General features: G+C 66.6%; 26 protein-coding genes. 8 read left to right on the forward strand and 18 right to left on the reverse strand.

Going from position 1 to position 16,002, the window contains the following annotated elements; all coding sequences use genetic code 11:
- Positions 1 to 12 precede the first annotated feature (12 nt).
- Together V9K91_RS05135 and V9K91_RS05140 are read right to left on the reverse strand one after the other, a co-directional pair.
- Positions 13 to 1,053 carry a 4Fe-4S dicluster domain-containing protein gene (locus V9K91_RS05135; protein WP_336443710.1) on the reverse strand — a complete coding sequence of 347 codons (1,041 nt, stop codon included), beginning with the start codon at positions 1,051 to 1,053 and terminating at the stop codon, positions 13 to 15.
- Positions 1,050 to 1,334 carry a hypothetical protein gene (locus V9K91_RS05140; protein WP_249834348.1) on the reverse strand — a complete coding sequence of 95 codons (285 nt, stop codon included), beginning with the start codon at positions 1,332 to 1,334 and terminating at the stop codon, positions 1,050 to 1,052. The genes V9K91_RS05135 and V9K91_RS05140 overlap by 4 nt, the downstream gene beginning before the upstream one ends.
- 80 nt (positions 1,335 to 1,414) lie before the next feature.
- Here V9K91_RS05140 and V9K91_RS05145 point away from each other — a divergent pair, with 80 nt between their 5' ends.
- Positions 1,415 to 1,852 (forward strand): group III truncated hemoglobin, encoded by a 438-nt coding sequence (locus V9K91_RS05145; RefSeq protein ID WP_336443711.1) that lies wholly within the window; start codon positions 1,415 to 1,417, stop codon positions 1,850 to 1,852.
- 44 nt (positions 1,853 to 1,896) lie between these two features.
- The gene (hemN, locus tag V9K91_RS05150; RefSeq protein WP_336443712.1) at positions 1,897 to 3,306 is read left to right on the forward strand and encodes an oxygen-independent coproporphyrinogen III oxidase; all 1,410 of its coding nucleotides are present in this window, start codon (positions 1,897 to 1,899) and stop codon (positions 3,304 to 3,306) included.
- A gap of 152 nt (positions 3,307 to 3,458) precedes the next feature.
- Here the strand turns inward: hemN and V9K91_RS05155 are convergent, their stop codons facing one another.
- The 16 genes from V9K91_RS05155 to V9K91_RS05230 all read right to left on the reverse strand — a co-directional run bounded on the left by V9K91_RS05155 (position 3,459) and on the right by V9K91_RS05230 (position 12,475).
- Entirely contained in the window at positions 3,459 to 4,388 is a 930-nt protein-coding gene (locus V9K91_RS05155) for a site-specific integrase (protein ID WP_336443713.1), read from the reverse strand.
- Positions 4,389 to 4,562: 174 nt separating this feature from the next.
- Positions 4,563 to 5,564, reverse strand: a complete 1,002-nt coding sequence (locus V9K91_RS05160) for a hypothetical protein (protein ID WP_336443714.1) — start codon at positions 5,562 to 5,564, stop codon at positions 4,563 to 4,565.
- Positions 5,564 to 6,667, reverse strand: coding sequence for a hypothetical protein (locus V9K91_RS05165; RefSeq protein ID WP_336443715.1), 1,104 nt, complete (start codon positions 6,665 to 6,667; stop codon positions 5,564 to 5,566). The genes V9K91_RS05160 and V9K91_RS05165 overlap by 1 nt, the downstream gene beginning before the upstream one ends.
- Positions 6,657 to 6,977 (reverse strand): hypothetical protein, encoded by a 321-nt coding sequence (locus V9K91_RS05170; protein ID WP_336443716.1) that lies wholly within the window; start codon positions 6,975 to 6,977, stop codon positions 6,657 to 6,659. Before V9K91_RS05170 ends, V9K91_RS05165 begins: the two co-directional genes overlap by 11 nt.
- Positions 6,974 to 7,159, reverse strand: coding sequence for a hypothetical protein (locus tag V9K91_RS05175; protein ID WP_336443717.1), 186 nt, complete (start codon positions 7,157 to 7,159; stop codon positions 6,974 to 6,976). Before V9K91_RS05175 ends, V9K91_RS05170 begins: the two co-directional genes overlap by 4 nt.
- A gap of 87 nt (positions 7,160 to 7,246) precedes the next feature.
- Complete coding sequence (locus V9K91_RS05180; protein WP_336443718.1) at positions 7,247 to 8,941, reverse strand: YqaJ viral recombinase family protein; 1,695 nt, start codon at positions 8,939 to 8,941, stop codon at positions 7,247 to 7,249.
- Positions 8,942 to 8,943: 2 nt separating this feature from the next.
- Positions 8,944 to 9,756 carry a hypothetical protein gene (locus tag V9K91_RS05185; protein ID WP_336443719.1) on the reverse strand — a complete coding sequence of 271 codons (813 nt, stop codon included), beginning with the start codon at positions 9,754 to 9,756 and terminating at the stop codon, positions 8,944 to 8,946.
- Positions 9,753 to 10,010, reverse strand: coding sequence for a hypothetical protein (locus V9K91_RS05190; protein WP_336443720.1), 258 nt, complete (start codon positions 10,008 to 10,010; stop codon positions 9,753 to 9,755). Before V9K91_RS05190 ends, V9K91_RS05185 begins: the two co-directional genes overlap by 4 nt.
- Positions 10,011 to 10,181: 171 nt before the next feature.
- A complete protein-coding gene (locus V9K91_RS05195; protein ID WP_336443722.1) occupies positions 10,182 to 10,397 on the reverse strand; it encodes a hypothetical protein in 216 nt (71 codons plus the stop codon).
- Positions 10,394 to 10,522: a hypothetical protein gene (locus V9K91_RS05200; RefSeq protein WP_336443723.1), complete on the reverse strand. Its 129-nt coding sequence runs from the start codon at positions 10,520 to 10,522 to the stop codon at positions 10,394 to 10,396. The genes V9K91_RS05195 and V9K91_RS05200 overlap by 4 nt, the downstream gene beginning before the upstream one ends.
- A complete protein-coding gene (locus tag V9K91_RS05205) occupies positions 10,519 to 10,800 on the reverse strand; it encodes a hypothetical protein (RefSeq protein ID WP_336443724.1) in 282 nt (93 codons plus the stop codon). The genes V9K91_RS05200 and V9K91_RS05205 overlap by 4 nt, the downstream gene beginning before the upstream one ends.
- Positions 10,797 to 10,997: a hypothetical protein gene (locus V9K91_RS05210; RefSeq protein WP_336443725.1), complete on the reverse strand. Its 201-nt coding sequence runs from the start codon at positions 10,995 to 10,997 to the stop codon at positions 10,797 to 10,799. The genes V9K91_RS05205 and V9K91_RS05210 overlap by 4 nt, the downstream gene beginning before the upstream one ends.
- The gene (locus tag V9K91_RS05215) at positions 10,994 to 11,179 is read right to left on the reverse strand and encodes a hypothetical protein (RefSeq protein ID WP_336443726.1); all 186 of its coding nucleotides are present in this window, start codon (positions 11,177 to 11,179) and stop codon (positions 10,994 to 10,996) included. Before V9K91_RS05215 ends, V9K91_RS05210 begins: the two co-directional genes overlap by 4 nt.
- Entirely contained in the window at positions 11,176 to 11,535 is a 360-nt protein-coding gene (locus V9K91_RS05220; protein ID WP_336443727.1) for a hypothetical protein, read from the reverse strand. The genes V9K91_RS05215 and V9K91_RS05220 overlap by 4 nt, the downstream gene beginning before the upstream one ends.
- Positions 11,536 to 11,708: 173 nt before the next feature.
- A complete protein-coding gene (locus tag V9K91_RS05225; protein ID WP_122582530.1) occupies positions 11,709 to 12,029 on the reverse strand; it encodes a hypothetical protein in 321 nt (106 codons plus the stop codon).
- Positions 12,029 to 12,475, reverse strand: a complete 447-nt coding sequence (locus V9K91_RS05230) for a helix-turn-helix transcriptional regulator (RefSeq protein WP_337308175.1) — start codon at positions 12,473 to 12,475, stop codon at positions 12,029 to 12,031. The genes V9K91_RS05225 and V9K91_RS05230 overlap by 1 nt, the downstream gene beginning before the upstream one ends.
- 66 nt (positions 12,476 to 12,541) lie before the next feature.
- Between V9K91_RS05230 and V9K91_RS05235 the strand changes: the two genes are divergently transcribed.
- The 6 genes from V9K91_RS05235 (at position 12,542) to V9K91_RS05260 (ending at position 15,905) form a co-directional block, all read left to right on the forward strand.
- Positions 12,542 to 12,745 carry a hypothetical protein gene (locus V9K91_RS05235; protein ID WP_336443729.1) on the forward strand — a complete coding sequence of 68 codons (204 nt, stop codon included), beginning with the start codon at positions 12,542 to 12,544 and terminating at the stop codon, positions 12,743 to 12,745.
- 133 nt (positions 12,746 to 12,878) lie between these two features.
- Complete coding sequence (locus V9K91_RS05240; protein ID WP_336443730.1) at positions 12,879 to 13,244, forward strand: hypothetical protein; 366 nt, start codon at positions 12,879 to 12,881, stop codon at positions 13,242 to 13,244.
- Positions 13,245 to 13,337: 93 nt separating this feature from the next.
- Positions 13,338 to 13,514 carry a hypothetical protein gene (locus tag V9K91_RS05245; protein ID WP_336443731.1) on the forward strand — a complete coding sequence of 59 codons (177 nt, stop codon included), beginning with the start codon at positions 13,338 to 13,340 and terminating at the stop codon, positions 13,512 to 13,514.
- On the forward strand, positions 13,514 to 14,326 hold the full coding sequence (locus tag V9K91_RS05250; protein WP_336443732.1) for a hypothetical protein: 813 nt from the start codon (positions 13,514 to 13,516) through the stop codon (positions 14,324 to 14,326). The genes V9K91_RS05245 and V9K91_RS05250 overlap by 1 nt, the downstream gene beginning before the upstream one ends.
- On the forward strand, positions 14,323 to 15,726 hold the full coding sequence (locus V9K91_RS05255; protein WP_336443733.1) for a replicative DNA helicase: 1,404 nt from the start codon (positions 14,323 to 14,325) through the stop codon (positions 15,724 to 15,726). The genes V9K91_RS05250 and V9K91_RS05255 overlap by 4 nt, the downstream gene beginning before the upstream one ends.
- Complete coding sequence (locus V9K91_RS05260) at positions 15,726 to 15,905, forward strand: hypothetical protein (protein ID WP_336443734.1); 180 nt, start codon at positions 15,726 to 15,728, stop codon at positions 15,903 to 15,905. Before V9K91_RS05255 ends, V9K91_RS05260 begins: the two co-directional genes overlap by 1 nt.
- Positions 15,906 to 16,002 lie beyond the last annotated feature (97 nt).

Here is a 16,002-nt window from a genome sequence, read left to right on the forward strand (position 1 = left end):
CGGGGATGGCGGTTACAGGTAATGCAGCCCGATACCGAGCAGCGCGGCCAGGCTGAGCAGTGCCGCCAGCGTGCGCGGACGAAGCCACCGTCGCGGCCTTCCCTGCATCTCGTTTTCGCTGGCCAGCTGGACCAACCCGCTCGGAAACCGCCACGCGCGCATCTGCGCATCGCAGGCATCCACGCACGCGCCACAGGCGATGCAGTCCGGCTGCGGCCCGGCGCGCACGTCCAGCTGCATGGGGCACACCTGGACGCAGGCACCGCAGTCCAGGCAATCGCCCAGCCGATCGTCGGCGAAGCGCGGCGGCGGGCCGGCCAAGGCCGGATGCGCCGCACGGAAGGCGTAGTCGCTGGCACTGGTCGGATCGAGCATGCCACGACCGCGTTGCTGCACCGAACCTTGTCCACGCTGGCGGGGGCCGCGCGGTTCGGCGCGGCGGGCGTCGTAGCAGACCTTCGGGGTGTCGGCATCGCAGAGCATCGGGGCCACCCGCGCATACGGGCACAGGTCGATGCAGACCTGTTCGCGCAGGAAGCCGGCGTTGGCCCACGCGGCCGTGGCGTAGAACAGCACCCAGAACGTTTCCCAGCCGCTCCAGCGGGCCGGCCAGAAGCCGGCCACCAGCGGCTGGATCGGACTGAACAGGCCGACGAAGGTGATACCGGTCCATAGTGCGACCGCGGCCCAGGCCAGGTGTTTGACCACGCGGGCCAGGGCCGGCGGTCGCAGTCGTCGGGTGGCGCTGCGTTCAATCCAGCGGAACAGGCCGCTCCACAACGTCTGCGGGCAGGCATGCCCGCACCAGACCCGCCCGGCCATCGTGGTCAGCAGCACCAGCGTGCAGGCCAGCACCGCGACCAGCCCGAACAGCACGCCGACGTCCTGCGGCCACAGGGTCAGCCCGAACAGGTCGAAGCGACGCGCCGGCAGGTCGAACAGCAGCGCCTGCCGCCCGTTCCAGCGCAGCCAGGGCAGGGCGTAGAACAGCATGAGCAGCGCTGCCCATACCAGGGCGCGCCAGCGCAGGGCAGGGGGCGCAGCCGGCGTCATCCCAGCGGCAGCTCGTCTTCATCGCGCGGCCGCGGCCGCAGCAGGTAGCCGGTGACCGCGCTGGCGGCAGCGGTTAACGACCAGAACATGAAGAAGCCCAGCGTGTAGCCCAGTTCGCGACTGAGCGACTGGTCCGGAAAGGTGATGTCGCGCAGGCGCAACGGGTCCACGAAGGCGAAAAACACCGCGCAGGCCAGCCCGGCTGCGACAAAGCTCGGCCACAGCACCGCACCCCACTGCTGGATCAGCAGGCGGCGACGGTTGCCAGGCGGGGCGTTCAGCGTGTCCATGGCCTGCACAGTAGGCCCTGCGACAGCACGCCACATTGATCCTGATCAAGGCGGCGTAGCATCATGACCGCATGTCCTCGTCCGTCGCCCCCGTGCTGCCTGCCGCCTCCCTGGCGCTGTGCAGCGAGCAGGAAGTCACCCGCCTGGTGCACGACTTCTACGCCCGCGTGCGCCGGGACGAGCAGCTGGGCCCGGTGTTCGAGGCGCGCATCCACGATTGGGACGTGCATCTGGCCCAGCTGGTGGATTTCTGGTCGGCCATGCTGCGCGGCACCCGCCGCTTCAACGGCAACCCGATGTCCAAGCACATGGCCATGCCCGAGCTGGAGCGCGCGCTGTTCGACCGCTGGCTGCTGCTGTTCCGGCGCACCACAGCGGAACTGGGCAACCCGCCCATGCAGCAGCTGGCCGACGACGTGGCCACGCGCATCGCCGACACCTTCTGGCGGCGCATCCAGATGCAGCGCTGGCCCGAACTGCCGCTCGCCGGAAGACCGCGCCTGGATTGATCTGGCTCAATGCAGGGCCACGCGCGGGCGCGCACGCTGGGTCCATGGATACCCTTTCACCTGCCGCCGCCGGGCTTGCCTGGCACTTCGACCCGGACCTGCTGCGCCGTCACGACCGGCCTGGCCCGCGCTACACCTCCTATCCCACCGCGCCGCATTTCCACGACGGCTTCGATGAGCATGGGCTGCGTGCCGCGATCGCGGCCAGCAATGCCGAAGCGCTGCCGCTGTCGCTGTACGTGCATGTGCCGTACTGCAGCAGCCCGTGCTTCTACTGCGGCTGCAACCGGGTGATCACCCGCGACCATGGCAAGGGCGTGGCGTATGTCGCGCGCGTGCTCAGCGAAGCCGACCTGATCGCACCGCTGTTCGACGCCTCGCGCGAAGTAGTGCAGCTGCACCTTGGCGGCGGCACCCCGAATTTCCTGGCCGCAACCCAGATGCGCGAGCTGATCGAGGGCCTGCGCCAGCGCTTTTCGTTCAGCACCTCGGCCGCTCGCGACTTCTCGATCGAGCTCGATCCGCGCTTCGTCACCCGCGAGGACATCGCCCGGTTGGGCGCGTTGGGGTTCAACCGGGCGAGCCTGGGCATCCAGGATTTCGACCCGGTAGTGCAGCGTGCGATCAACCGCGAGCAGGGCGTGGAGGCCACGCTGGAGGTGCTGCGTGCGTGCCGCGAGCATGGCCTGCGCTCGGTCAACGTGGACCTGATCTATGGCCTGCCGCACCAGACCCTGGAGGGTTTCGCGCGCACCCTGGAAACGGTGCTGCGCGAACGCCCCGACCGGTTGGCGATCTACGGCTATGCGCACCTGCCCAACCTGTTCAAGGCGCAGCGGCAGATCCCCGATGCCGCGCTGCCCAGCCCGGAACAGAAGCTGGCGCTGCTCGGCCTGGCGGTGCGTCGGCTGTCGCTGGCCGGGTACCAGTACATCGGCATGGATCACTTCGCACTGCCGGAAGAGAATCTCTCCCGCGCCCAGCGCGCCGGCCAGCTGCACCGCAACTTCATGGGGTACACCACCCACGCGCAGACCGACCTCGTCGGGCTGGGCGCCAGCGCAATCAGCCGCATCGGCAACTGCTACAGCCAGAACCCGCGCGACCTGCCGGGCTGGGAAACGGCGGTGGATGCCGGGCGCCTGCCGGTGTGGCGGGGGCTGACCCTGGATGCGGACGATGCGCTGCGCGCCGCGCTGATCAACCAGCTGATGTGCCAGGGCGAGGTGGATGGCCGCGCGCTGGGGGCACGCCATGGTGTCGATTTCGACCAGTACTTCGCCGATGCGCTCGCCGCATTGACGGCGCTGGAGGCCGACGGCCTGGCCGAGTACCGCGACGGCGTGGTGCGCGCCACCGCGCGGGGGCGTCCATTGCTGCGCCTGCTCGCGATGTGCTTCGACCGTTATCTGGCCCAGCCGGATCAGCCGGTGCGCTATTCGCGGGCGATCTGAGGTGGTGCCCGGAGCCGGAATCGAACCGGCATGGGGTTGCCCCCGGCGGATTTTAAGTCACCAGTTCAAGCGCAACTTACTGAATTACAAGGGGCCGTGCTGGACAGAAATGGCAGCTTTGGCCCCATCGACTGCACAAAACCTGCACCGAATTATGCGAGCCGTTTGATGGCTTCGGCGAGGTGATCCGGCGCCAGATGCGCGTACCGCCGCGTCATCGCCGTGGAGCTGTGGCCCAGCACCTCCGACACCGTGTGCAGCGGCACCCCGGCCTGCACCAGCCACGACGCGCAAGTATGTCGCAGGTCGTGCCAGCGCACGTGTTGCAGCCCGCAGACGGCGCGCGCCTTGGCCCACGAGTCCCGCACCTGGTCATCGGACACGCCCAGCGGCAGGCGGCCAGCGATGCCGATCACGCGCGGGTGCAGGGGCACCAGCTGCAGGGTCTTCGTCTTGCTGGTGCGGTCCAGGTGGATGAAGCCATCCCGCACCTCATGCGCGGTGAGCCGCAGCAGGTGGCCACGCCGGATGCCGGTGTAGGCCGCCAGGCGCACGTAGTCGCCCGCCGCCGCGTTGGGGCACGCCCGCGCCAGTGCTTCGACCTGCTCCGTCGTCAGGAACGTCTCGCGCGGCTTCTCCGGCAGCAGGGCAATCACCGCCGGCCGCTCCAGCCACCCCCATTCCCGCCACGCCATCCGCGTCACCTGGCGCAGGATGCGGCCCTTGTGGTTGACGGTGGCCGGCGCCTTGCTGATCTCCGCCGCCTTGATCTCGGCCCAAACCTGCGACACCTCCGACAGCTTCCGCCCGGCAATGTACGGGAACAGCGCCCTGACGTGCGCGGCGGTCTTCACCGCCGAGCGCAGCCGCGGCACGTGGTCCACCATCCACTTTTTCACCGCATCGGCGATCAGTCTTTCCGGCTGGCGACCAGCCGCAATGTCCCGGACCGAGGCGAGCATCTTGCGCTCGTACTCTTTGGCGTCCTTGAACGACCAATGCCGAGAAGACTTGCGAGCTGTTCGTCCGCCGATGCTGACGGTAACTTGGTAGTGTCCATTGGGACGCTTGGTGACGGGCATGTCCTTACCTTGCATTTTGCCCACCAGGCATTCAGGTCGGCTGGGTGAATTCTGTCGGATTTTGGACCCTGACCGAGCCGGCAGGCTGCCAACTCGCCGGCATCGATCGCGCGGCGCAGGGTCTTCGTGGAGCACTCGCAGCGGTCGGCCGCCTGCGCCAGGGTCATCAGTTTTTCAGCTGCCGACACCAGCCACCTCCTTTGCCGCGGTATCCACAGGTTCTGCCAGCGGAAGTAGCGGGACCAGCCAGGTCCGATGCGCGTACCAGTGCGTGCCGGGCGGGTGAGGGCACGGGTGTCCATCGAACTCCACGCCGTAGTCGCCCATGTCGTCGATGCCCTCAACGATGACCCCGCAGGCACCGACCGGCGGCATGTAGCCGTCCGTGCCAACTAGGCAAACCTGTGTGCCGAGCTTCATCGCACTACCTCCTTTCGCCCACCAGCGTGGGCCATGATCGCGTTCACGCCGCCAGCTCCAGCGGGATGTTGATGAGCGGTCGCTGGGCAGCCTTCTGTTCGAGGATGTGCCCCCCCACTGCTTTGCCATTGCCGCGGCGACTGCGGGGTCAAACCTGGAGCGCTCCTTCTCCCGCTCATCGCCCGGGGGCATGAGGTGGCACCGGGCCTCGATCTTGCCGTGCTGGACGATCACCTCCGCCTTCGTGTGCGTGGCCACCAGCTTCGGCAGGTTCTTCAGCCACAGCGTGGCGCCCTTCGTAAACGGGCTGCCGAAGTCGTAGGGCTGCACCGTCTGCGTCGGCCGGCCCAGAACGCTCATGGCCAAGCCGTGCGGCTTCGAATTCTCTGCGGCGATGAACTCGATCGGTGCGGCCATCAGGTCCGAGAACAGCAGGGCGCCCTCCAGGAAGTCACGCATCCGGTTGGGGTACTTCGGGTGCCGCCGCCGATCGGGCTGCTCCAGCGCGGTGTCCTCCGGGTGGTACATCCAGCGGATGCCGGCCAAGGTGTTGAAGGTGCAGTAGGGGTGGCAGATCATCGCCGCCCAGCGGTTCGGCTGCAGGTGGTTTCGGATGTCGTCCTGGATGTGCCAGCGCGCCGGACCCTCGCTCTCGCGCAGGTCGCAGGAGTACGCCTCGAAGCCCTCTTCACGCAAGGCCTGGGCGACGGTGTTGCTGTACTCACAGCCGACGAGGATGGGGAGTAGGTCGCGCATCACCCCACCTCCCCCAGCTTCGTCCGCAGGTCGCGCGGCGGCTGGATGTTCCCAACCCCCGTCCCCGCATCGCGCCCGTCGAGCAGGGCCAGCGCGACATCGAGCTGATCAGCGCAGGAACTCACCGCTTCCTGCCATCCCATGCCTTCGCGCATTCTGTCCGTGCGCCAGCGCGCCGCCATTGCCCGGATGTAGCCCAGGTCGATGCCCTGCGCGCCCTGCCAGCCCACATACCCCAGGTTGTCCACCAGCCCGCGCCTGCCCGTAGCCGGGTTGAAGATGGCCACTCCGTTGGTGACGTAGCCCTGCGCGGCCAGCTCACCCAGCTTGCGGGTGGCGACGGGGGATGGGGCGTGCGCGGGCGTGTAGCCTTCGGCCGCTTCGATGGCGTTCTGCCACGGGCAGTTGACGCTGCTGTGCTCGCCAAGTTCCGTGCCGGTGATCCGCGCGATGTGGGCGGCCAAATCATCGGCCACTTCGTGATAGCGGTCGCGCTGGTCGATTGTTTCTCCGTGGGCACGCTCTTCAGCGGTAAGTGACGCCTGCGAGGCCAGGTAAACGTGGTTCGTGTTTGCGCAGCTACACCCGGAGATGCTTCCGCCGCCCTCTGCGCAACAGGCCGCGAAGTTCGGCACCTCCCCACCCTGCTGCTTGCCAGTTGCGGCGAGGGCGGCGCGTGCGTAGTCCTGCATCTGCTCGCGGTTGTAGCCGAGCACGGTGCCTTTCCGCATGGTCGAGTCGATGTAGTAGCCCATCTCGCTCGGCTCAGGGAGCGGCGGCAACTCTCCGGAATTCCCGGACACCTCGCTCAGCTCTGCGGGCTGGGGGTGGGTGTAGAGGGGCTGCGACCGGGCGTTGATGCTCGGCTCTTCCGCAAAGTAGTGGCCCAGGTCCGGCTCATCCGGCCAGTCAATCAACCACGCCACCGGCACCGCCTCGCCATGGAGGTGGGTGTAAAAAGGCCGCTTCTCGTAGCTAAGACCGGATTGCCTTCCAATGAAGTCAGCGTCGGACTCAACCTCCACGTACCCCCAGGTGTCGCTATCTCCGATTCGGACGCCCCACAACGCAGGGGCCGCCTCACTGATCTTGTTATCGCCCATTTCCCTCTCCCAGCAAGTAGTTCGTGTCGATCTGCCAGCCAGCCTCGCGGGCGGCGATCAGGCGGATTTCGTTGGCGTCGAACTCGTCCAGCTCCAGTGCGGTGATGGCGAGCTCTACGTGGTGCGGTTGCAGAGGGCGGTCGCAGCGCTGGAACGTGCGCCAGACGCTGAAGTCCTGGCAGCCCCACACGCCGGCAAGCCACTTCAGGTCGTGCCGCGCCTCGTGCAGGTGCCGGCGCAGGGTTTCCCGCGCGGTGATGTGCGCGGGCGCTGCCCGGCGCAGGCTGGCCTTTCCTGCGAAAGCCTTCATGCGGCCACCTGCATCGCCGCCAGCCGCTCCAGGCGCTCGGCCTCGGCGCTGAGGTGGTCGTAGCGCTCCTGGGCGGTGAAGAACCCTTGGTCGCCTGCGGTGAGCGCGAACTGCGCTGCCTCGCGGTGCTTGGCGGCCAGTACCGCCGGGTCGTGGTCGAAGATGTCGAGCTGGCCTTTCATGCTTGACTCCGTGAATGAGGTTGCCGGACTTTGGGGAACCCGGCCGGCGCGGGTGGTGCTGCCCGTGGGGAGCGGGCAGCTGGGGAGTCAGGCTGCGAGGGGAAGGCTGGTGTCGGCAGCGGAGCGCAGGACGCCGATCAGCCGCTCGCAGATCGCGGGCAATTGGTCACCGGCATAGAGCTTCGCGCCGCGCTCGGTGCTGACTGGCGCAAAGCCAAGCTGGGCCAAGCCGTCAGCCGAGATCGAAAGCGGCGAGATGCGCGCATTGATGTCACCCAGCTTGAGCTTGGGAACGTCGCGCTGCGCTGCCGCAGGTGCCGGGCGAGACGTCGCCTCCGCCTGCTGCTGGACGGTCTGCGGCACCTCCACCGGCGGGGCAGGCTGCTGGGCCACTGCCTGCTGGGCCTCCGCTGCCTTGCGCGCCTTCTCCGCCTCTTCGACGCGGATCTTTTCGCGCTCGTCGTCCAGGCGCTTCTGCTCGGCCAGCTGGTGTGCGGAGACGCGCGCCGCGACCAGGTTCCGCAGGTCGTCCGGCGCTTTCTCGGCACACAGCTGCACTCGGTCGGCGAAAAGGGCGGCGTGCTCGGCGTGTTCGGACAGGATCGCCATGTTTGCCCGGACGCGCTCGGCGGTCTGGCTGGCGCTGATCTTGGCGTTCGTGGCCACCGTGTCAACCGCGTCCTGCATACTGGTGAGGGAGCGCTTCCCCTTCATGGCAGCCTGCAGGTCAGGGATCAGCGTTGCCGGCATCTGCAGCGCGTGCTCGCCCAGCGTTTCGTTGATGGCCCGGACGTGGTCCTGCACCGCTCGACGGGCGTTATTGCCGATCTCGGTGCGGCGTTCCTCCTTCCGCTTCGTGACCAACTTGTCCAGCGCCAGGCGGGTGGCTCGGGCCTGCTCGCTGATGTCGTCGATGGCGCGGAACAGCAGGTCGATGCTTTCGGTCTGGCTCAGGGCGTGCTGCTTGGCGCCAGCCAACTGGGTTTCGATGTCGCTGCACCACTTCACGGTCTTCTCGGCGTCGGCGAAGTCCTGGTCGGTGACCAGGTCCTGGCTGATGCCCTGGAACACCGCAATCGCGCGCTCCTTCCACTCGGCGAGGTTCGAGGCCGTGACCATGCCGGTCACCTCGATGCGGAGCGCCGGCATCTGATCCGGGGCACGGCCGGCAGCGACCGGCGCTGCGGCTGCCTCCGGTTCGTACGCAGCCACGTCCGCCTCCAGCTGGATCCAGCCTGCGACGATCTTGGCGCGCAGGTCCGGATTCGGCGTGTACCAGCAGTGGCGCTCTTCGACCAGTTCGTCGCCCGACCACTTCGATGCCATGAACAGCATGCGCCCAGCGCCGCTGACCATCGTCTGGTGCTCCATCTGCACCTGGTAGTGCAGCGGCAGGCAGGCGACACCGTCATCCACCGGCATGGCCAGGCGCAGGTCGTCGTTGAGCGACTTGTGCTCGAACCCCACCTCCTCAAGCAGCGTCAGGCCATCGAAACTGGCCGAGAACTTGCCGACGACGCCGACGCAGGGGTACAGCTCTTCGCCGATGATGCGCTCGGCCAGCGGCCGGGCCAGGTCTTCGAAGCGGTGCCCGTCGGCGAAGCGCCGCAGCGTCGCCGAATCGTGTTCCTCGGACACGCCAGCGGCAAGCTCACGCACCAGCTGGTTGCGGGTCTTGTACGGGCTGCAGCCCATCATTGCCGGCGCATCGCTGGCGTTGAAGTGGTTGGCGCGGTGGGCATGCCATTCCGGCGTCCCCTGGATCAGGCTCACGGTCTTCATGCTCAGTTCTCCACGCCGGTATTGGTGTTGTCGTCGTTCTCCGCATCGCCCTCGTCAACGTCAGTCGGCGGGTTGCGGATCTCCTTCAGCTGCTCGGCCGTGAAACGGGCCTTGGTTTGCAGCGTCGCGATCAGGTCCTCGGCGGACTTCTTGCCGCTGGCGATGATGTCCCACCACTTCGGCAGGTTCGCTGCGAAGTCCGATTCCGAGTAGAGCGGCAGCGCCTTGTCAGCGGTGACAGCAGTCGTCGTGCGCGGCTGGTCCGACCCTGCCGGGATGTCCATCACCTCCTCAGCGATCGGCATGCCGCGCAGCACGTCCGGGAACACGTCGCGCAGGGCAAAGGCCCGGGCGCGCATCTGGCGCATGCGCTTCGGGTACTGGCTCCACGGGCCGGCCTTGCCGGCGAGTCCGGCGGCCTTGGCGTCCTCCATGCTGAAGGTGCGGACCTCTTCGGATTCGTTGCGGCGCTTCACCCGGCACACGGCCGTGCCGCCATCGTCCGACTCGGTGATGTACTCGCACAGCGGCGAGCTGCGCACCAGGGCGATCACCGCGTCACCCCACAGCGCGGGGCGTCCGTTGATGATGGCGAGGTTCTGCAGCGCCTGGAGCGGCTTCAGGCCCAGCTCGGCGCCCCACTGGATGGCGATCAGGCAGTTTGCCGGCTTGCCCTTGAAATCCTTCGGCACCAGGTCGCTGTCAGCGAGGTAGTCGCAGAAGGTCAGGGCCTGTTCGAACGTCTGCGGGCTGAGGTCGAACTGCTGGCGCGGCTGCGCCACCAGCGTGGTTTGCGGTTGGGTCAGGGCGTTCAATGCAGATCATCCTTGTGAGGGTTGATTCGGATCACCGGCGCCGACAGGCGCATCTCGCGGCGTCGGGCCAGGTGGCGGGTGAAGGTCGGCCACGCGCGGCGGGTTTCGACCCAGCAGCGGCGGATGAAGAAGGCGGCGCCGGCCAGGCCGATCAGCACGAAGCTGGCGGCGTCGGTTTCAACGGCGCGCACGGTGAGCGCCAGGAACAGGCCGACGGCCAACATGCAGAAGAACGGGGCGATCAGGTGGCGCATGCGTCGTCTCCGGAAGCGGTGTCTTTGGCTGCCACGTGCTGCTGCCGCTTTCGCAGCAACCTCAAATGTTCGGATTCCGCGCCCGGCCAGCGCTTACGCTGTTCGGCAGTGGACATAGGACCGGCCAGCACAGAGATTTCGTGGTCCAGGTCGGCGAGAACGTCATCAGCCCTACTCATCACTCTCTCCTTGTGCGCAGACGCCGTAGTTCGTCTCGTCGGCGTCGATGGGGTCGATGTACATGTCGCGAGGGTCGATTTGTTCGGCCTGGAGCTGCTTGCCGTCGAAGGTGACCCGCATGGCGTTGGTTGAAGCCAACGGATCCGGCTTCGGGATGCTCTGCAGGACCTGGTCGAAGAGGCGGTCCAGCTCGGAACCCGGCGTCACGACACGAAGCCCTGAATCAGCAGCGATGCGGCAGCGCCAACGACCAGGCCAGCAGCGCCGCCGAAGACGAAGAACGTGCGCGACACATCGCGCGTGACGGTGTTCAGCAGCTCGTCGACGTTCATGCCGCACCGCCTTTGACTCGGGCGATGGCATCGCGAAGGGCGGCGTACTCTGGCTCTTCGCCATTGGCCAGCAGCTGCTCCAGCTCCAAGCAATCGCCCCATTCGCCATCGATCTTTTCGGCGTAAGCGCCCAAGGCAGCAAGCGCTTTATCTGCCGCCTCGATCAGCTCGGCGACTGCGGCGTGGGCTTCTTCGCACTTGGCGCGGCTCTCGGTGCCGGGCCCGTACATGAAGCGCTCGTCACCCAGCCACTGGAGAACATCGAGAGGGGCGCTCATGCCGCACCCTTCGGGTCGAGCTCGTCGCGGAACATGCGGCGCAGGCGCTGGGCCTCGGCCACCACGGCCATGCCGCGATCACCGGAGTGCTGGGCAGTGCGCAGCTTGGCGAACAGCGGCGACGGGTTCAGCCCGGCCTTCTGCACGTTGTCGCGCACAGTCTGGAACTGGCGGAAGTCGTATACCTGGGCGCTCATGCGGCTTTCTCCTGGTGGGCGGTGGGCTTGGCCGATGCGGTTGCCTCGCGGGCGTTGATGGCCGCCAGCCGGTGCTTGATCTCGCGCTTAGCGGTCAAAACCTGCTCTCGGTTGACCGGCTCGAACTCCACGAATTCGACGGTCAGGCCGTTGTGGTCGAAGGTCTTCTCGATGATCTTCATGCCGCAGCCCTCTCGGCTTCCGCGCTGGCGGCGGTTTCCATCTGGTCCCACTCGGCGCGGGCGGTGTCCTCGGCGTATTCCTTGAGGATCGGGGCAATGCCCTGCTTCAGCTGGTCGTGCAGCTCGAAGCCAGCGCGGCGGCTGTCCATCCAGCGCAGGTAGAAGGCCGTGAGGTTCGGGACCAGAACGCCGTCGTCGGCCAGGAAGAAGTCGGCCACAGCCTCGCCGACCTTCTTGATGTCGGTGCCGAACTGCAGCTCCAGCGCGGCGGCGCGCTCCTCGATCCACTCCGCACGGGCGCTGTCGGCCCGGTCGGCTTCGTCGTCGTTACGGCTGGGGATGCGGTCGGTCGCCATCTCGTCTCCATGCCCCGGCCCGGAAGTGGGTGGTGTGGGGCGATGGAGTGATTATGCATCCATGCATTTCTCTGTCAATGCATGGATGCATTTATTTTCAACTGGCCGACGAACGGTAGTTGCAGGTTCAGCTTCGTTTCGTTGGGCGAAGCCCGGAGGGCGCCGATGGCGCCTCAGTGAGCGGGGAGGGCGTCCGCCAAGCTGCAGCCCATCTCCGCCGCGTCGACGTAGCCGCGCATGCGGCCTAGAAGGTCTTCCAGCTGCGGGTCCGACAGATCGGACACGTAGCAGGCGTCCTTCATGTCGAGGAAATGCGTGATGGCCGAATGCCAGCCATGGGCGTCGGCGATGCGCTGGATATGCCGCATCTTCTTTGCGCGCGGGGACATGTCCAAGGGTGACCCGATCGACGCGTCAGGGTGAGCTGGGGGCAGGGCCGCAGCCAGCTCAATGGCAAGGGTCTTCAAAGCAATCTGGTCAAGTGCCACGGTCATCACTCCTCTATCAATTCCTCCAAGATCATGCGCACCGCATCCCTTTGCGACCCCTCAGCCTTGGAAATAGCCTTCGCGGTCACCTGTATTGCGCGCCATGACACCCGGCGGAACCGCAAGTCATCCGGCCGCAGCTCGGCCAACATGTGCAGCAGTTCCACCGCCTGGGCCATGGTGGCATCGCTGAATCCCACCGGTTGAGACGGCGACGGCGAACCCATTTCGAGGTCTCGGTGAACCAGGTCATCCAGCGTGCAGTGGAAGTAGGACGTGATGGCCAGGAGGCTGTCGAGGCGGGGGTACTCGGTTGCGCCAGACATGATCCGCTGCACCGTTGACTGCTGAACGCCAAGCCGCTCGCCGAGGGCGGCCTGTTTGATGTTGGCGCTTCGCGCGAGGTATCGAAGGTTCTTGGCGAGGAAATTCATCCCGGAATGGTCTGTCATGACCGTTCGTCGGGTCGAATGCAACGATGCATTGACTAAGGAATGCAACGATGCATAATCGTGCGCATGAACCCCTCCGACGCCATCGCGATCCTCGTAGCTGGCGGCATGACCGAACAGGCCATCGCTGCTGAGCTCAACGTCAACCAGGCCACGATCAACCGGATCCGTCGGGAGGCAGTCACGCCCTCCTACAAGACCGGCAAGGCGCTCGTCGATCTGGCCCAGGCCGCAAAGCTCAAGGCCGCTCGCCGCAGTAAGGCCGCCTGACATGGCCTCGTCTTCCCTCACCTGAATTTCCAACTGGCTGCTCTCCGTTTCGGTGAGCGGCCATTTTCGTGACCGACCAGGGGAACGCAGGGGAAAACGAATACCCCTGCATTCCCACCGAAGAGATAACTGCATGAAAAGTCTGACGATTACCTACGAAGACGGCCTCACCCGCAACAGGACGCTGCGCGAACACATCGCCAGCAAGGTCTACAGCGGCGCTGGTGTCACCGCCGTGGCGGGGCGCTTGGACATGGCCCCGTCGAAGCTGAGCGAGAAGCTGGCCGGCGCCGACAGCGGCGGCAAGCTGCGCGGACTGTCCATCGATGACCTCGAGAAGTACATCGCCGAAACGCGCGATGTCTCCCCGATCCACTACCTGATGGAACGCTACCTGATCACCCCCGAAGCCGCGACGGCCGAGGCGATGGCTGAGCTGCAGAAGCACCTCGAAGCGCTGAGCGGGACGCTCAACAAGCTGGGGATTCGCTGGCCGTGAGCATCAATCCACAAGTTATCCACTGCGGGGCGCATACCAGCGGTAGTTGCCCTCTGCTTATCGTCCGCTCCTCAGGCATCCAAGGCCACAAGCATGAATCGCACCGAGACCATCCAGCGGCTGCAGCAGTGCGTGCAGGTGGCCGAGCAGTCCCCGCCGCTCAGCGAGTCGGAGCGGGCCGAGCATCTCTCCCGATGCGCGCGCGAGCAGGCCAGGGCGGAAGCCCGGCGGCATACCTCGCCGCAGCTTGATCTGAGAGAGGTGGCGTAGTGGCCCGTATTCGCACCATCAAGCCCGAGTTCTTCACCAGCGAGGACATCTGCAGCCTGTCGCCCTTGGCGCGCCTGCTGTACGTCGCTCTGTGGTGTGAGGCTGACCGGGAAGGCCGCCTGTCGTGGAAGCCGCGCACGTTCAAGCTGCGGTACTTCCCGGCGGACGACTGCGACATTGACGCGTTGGCACGCGAGATTCTCGCGTCGGGACTCGTCGTTGCGTACGGTGATTCGCTCGCCTACATCCCCCAGTTCCAGAAGCACCAGCACTTGAACCCCCGGGAATCGGCATCAACCCTGCCCGAACCTCCCGTCAATGACGGAAACGCACGCGTCACTGACGCGTCGGCACGCGTCACTGACGTACAGGGAGGAAGGGAAGGGAAGGGAAAGGAAGGGAAAGATAAAAGCCCCCCTAACCCCCCACAGGGGGGAACTCAGGATGGGAAGGCTGAGCAGAAGCCGAAGCCAGCAGCCAAGATCGGACTCGACGCATTCCTCGCTGAGTGCCGCCTTTCTGGCGAACGCGCCATCCCCGAAGACGACGCGGTGTTCGCCTACGCCGACAGCATCGGCTTGCCGCATGACTTCGTGGGCCTGGCCTGGAGCCAGTGGTTCAAGCCGCACTACCGGGCGAAGAAGCAGGCCGGCGTACGTGGCTGGCGGCAGACGTTCCGCAACGCCATCGAGGGCAACTGGCCGAAGTTCTGGTACGCCGGGACCAGCGGCGAGTGGCTGCTGACCACGGCCGGCAAGCAGGCGCAGCTCGCCCGTGACGCTGGCCAGGCCCAGCTCGGAGCGGCGGCATGAACGCGAACGTCGCCGACTTCCCGCTGGAATCGCTGCGCACGCTGCCGCAGGCCGTCGAGGCCGAGCAGTCGGTGCTGGGCAGCCTGATGCTGGACAACGGGTCCCTGCCGCGCGTCGCCGACTGGCTCAAGCCGGAGGACTTCGTTTCCCGCAAGCACCAGGCGATCTACGCGGCGATCCTGCGGCTGGCAGCAGAAACCAAGCCCTTCGACGCCGTAACGGTCGCCGACCAGTTCGACGCGGGCGAGGATGGAGCACCGGACCTGACCGACGTGGTGGAACTGGCAAGTTCGGCCTTCAGCTCGGCCAACGTGGTTGCCTACGCCGAGATCGTGAAGGGCAAGGCCACCCAGCGGCGCCTGATCGAGATCGGCAACGAGCTGGCCGGCAAGGGGTTCAACCCGGAGGGCGAGGACGCATCAGTCATCGTCGCCGAGGCGACGCAGGCCCTGGCGGAGATCTCCAGCATCCGGCGCGGCTCGGTGAAGGGCGCCAAGGAGATCGGCAGCCGCTGGTTCGCCGAACTGCAGCGCAGGTTCGAGAACGACGGCGCGCCGCTGGGGCTGCTGACGCCCTGGGCCGGCTTCAATCGGATGACCAACGGGCTCAAGGCGGGCGAGCTGATCATCGTTGCCGGCCGGCCCAGCATGGGGAAGTCGGCGTGGGCGGTGAACGTGGCCGTCTGCAACGCCCTGCGCGGCAAGCGGGCGCTGGTCTTCAATCTGGAAATGACCGACACCAGCATCTACAACCGCGGCATCGCCTCGCTGGCTGATGTCCCGCTGTCGTGGCTGCAGAAGCCGGATCAGGAGCAGGAGCAGTACTGGTCGCGTGTGTCGGTGGCCACGAAGGAGCTGAATGCATCGGGCCTGTTGATCGACGACACCGCCGGCCTGAGCGAGCATCAGGTCGTGGCACGGTGCCGGCGCGAGCGGATGAAGGGCCCAGTCGATCTGGTCGTGATCGACCACCTGCACCTGATGCCGCTGCCGGGCAAGACCCGCGAAACGGTCGAGATCGGCAACATCACCGCCGGCCTGAAGAAGCTGGCGAAGGAACTGAACTGCCCCGTGGTGCTGCTGTCCCAGCTCAACCGTGCGCTGGAGAGCCGGCAGAACAAGCGCCCGCAGATGTCGGACCTGCGCGAGTCGGGAAACATCGAGCAGGACGCCGACCTGATCGTGTTCCTGTACCGCGACGACTACTACAGCGAGCGCGAGGGTGTGCATTCCCCGCTCGACGGCTTCGTGGAAATGATCATCGCCAAGCAGCGCGAGGGCGAGACGGGCCGCGCTTGGGGCCGCAACGGCCTGGCCTTCGGGCGGATCGACGACTACGACGGCCCTGAGCCGGTCATCCCGCAGGGCAAGCCGGCTGCGCGCCGGGGAGGGCTGGACTGATGAACACCGCTGACGAACTGCGCGGCGCCTTCGAGGCCGGCTACCACATGCGCGACATGCACAAGTCGCGCGAGAAGCCCCCGCTCTTCGAGATGGGGGAGGACGGCCGGGCACGCCAGAAGCAGTGGCAGGCCGGCTGGGACAAACGAGACGGCGAGATCAAGAGGAAAGCGGCGTGATTATCCAACTGGCAATCGCAGCAACTGGTGTGACGGCAATCTGGCTCACCCAGTCCAAGAGCGAGCGTGTCCGGCGGTATGCGTGCCTGTTCGGCAT

This window comes from Stenotrophomonas sp. CCNWLW57, from assembly GCF_037203925.1.
Taxonomy (GTDB): Bacteria; Pseudomonadota; Gammaproteobacteria; order Xanthomonadales; family Xanthomonadaceae; genus Stenotrophomonas; species Stenotrophomonas rhizophila_A.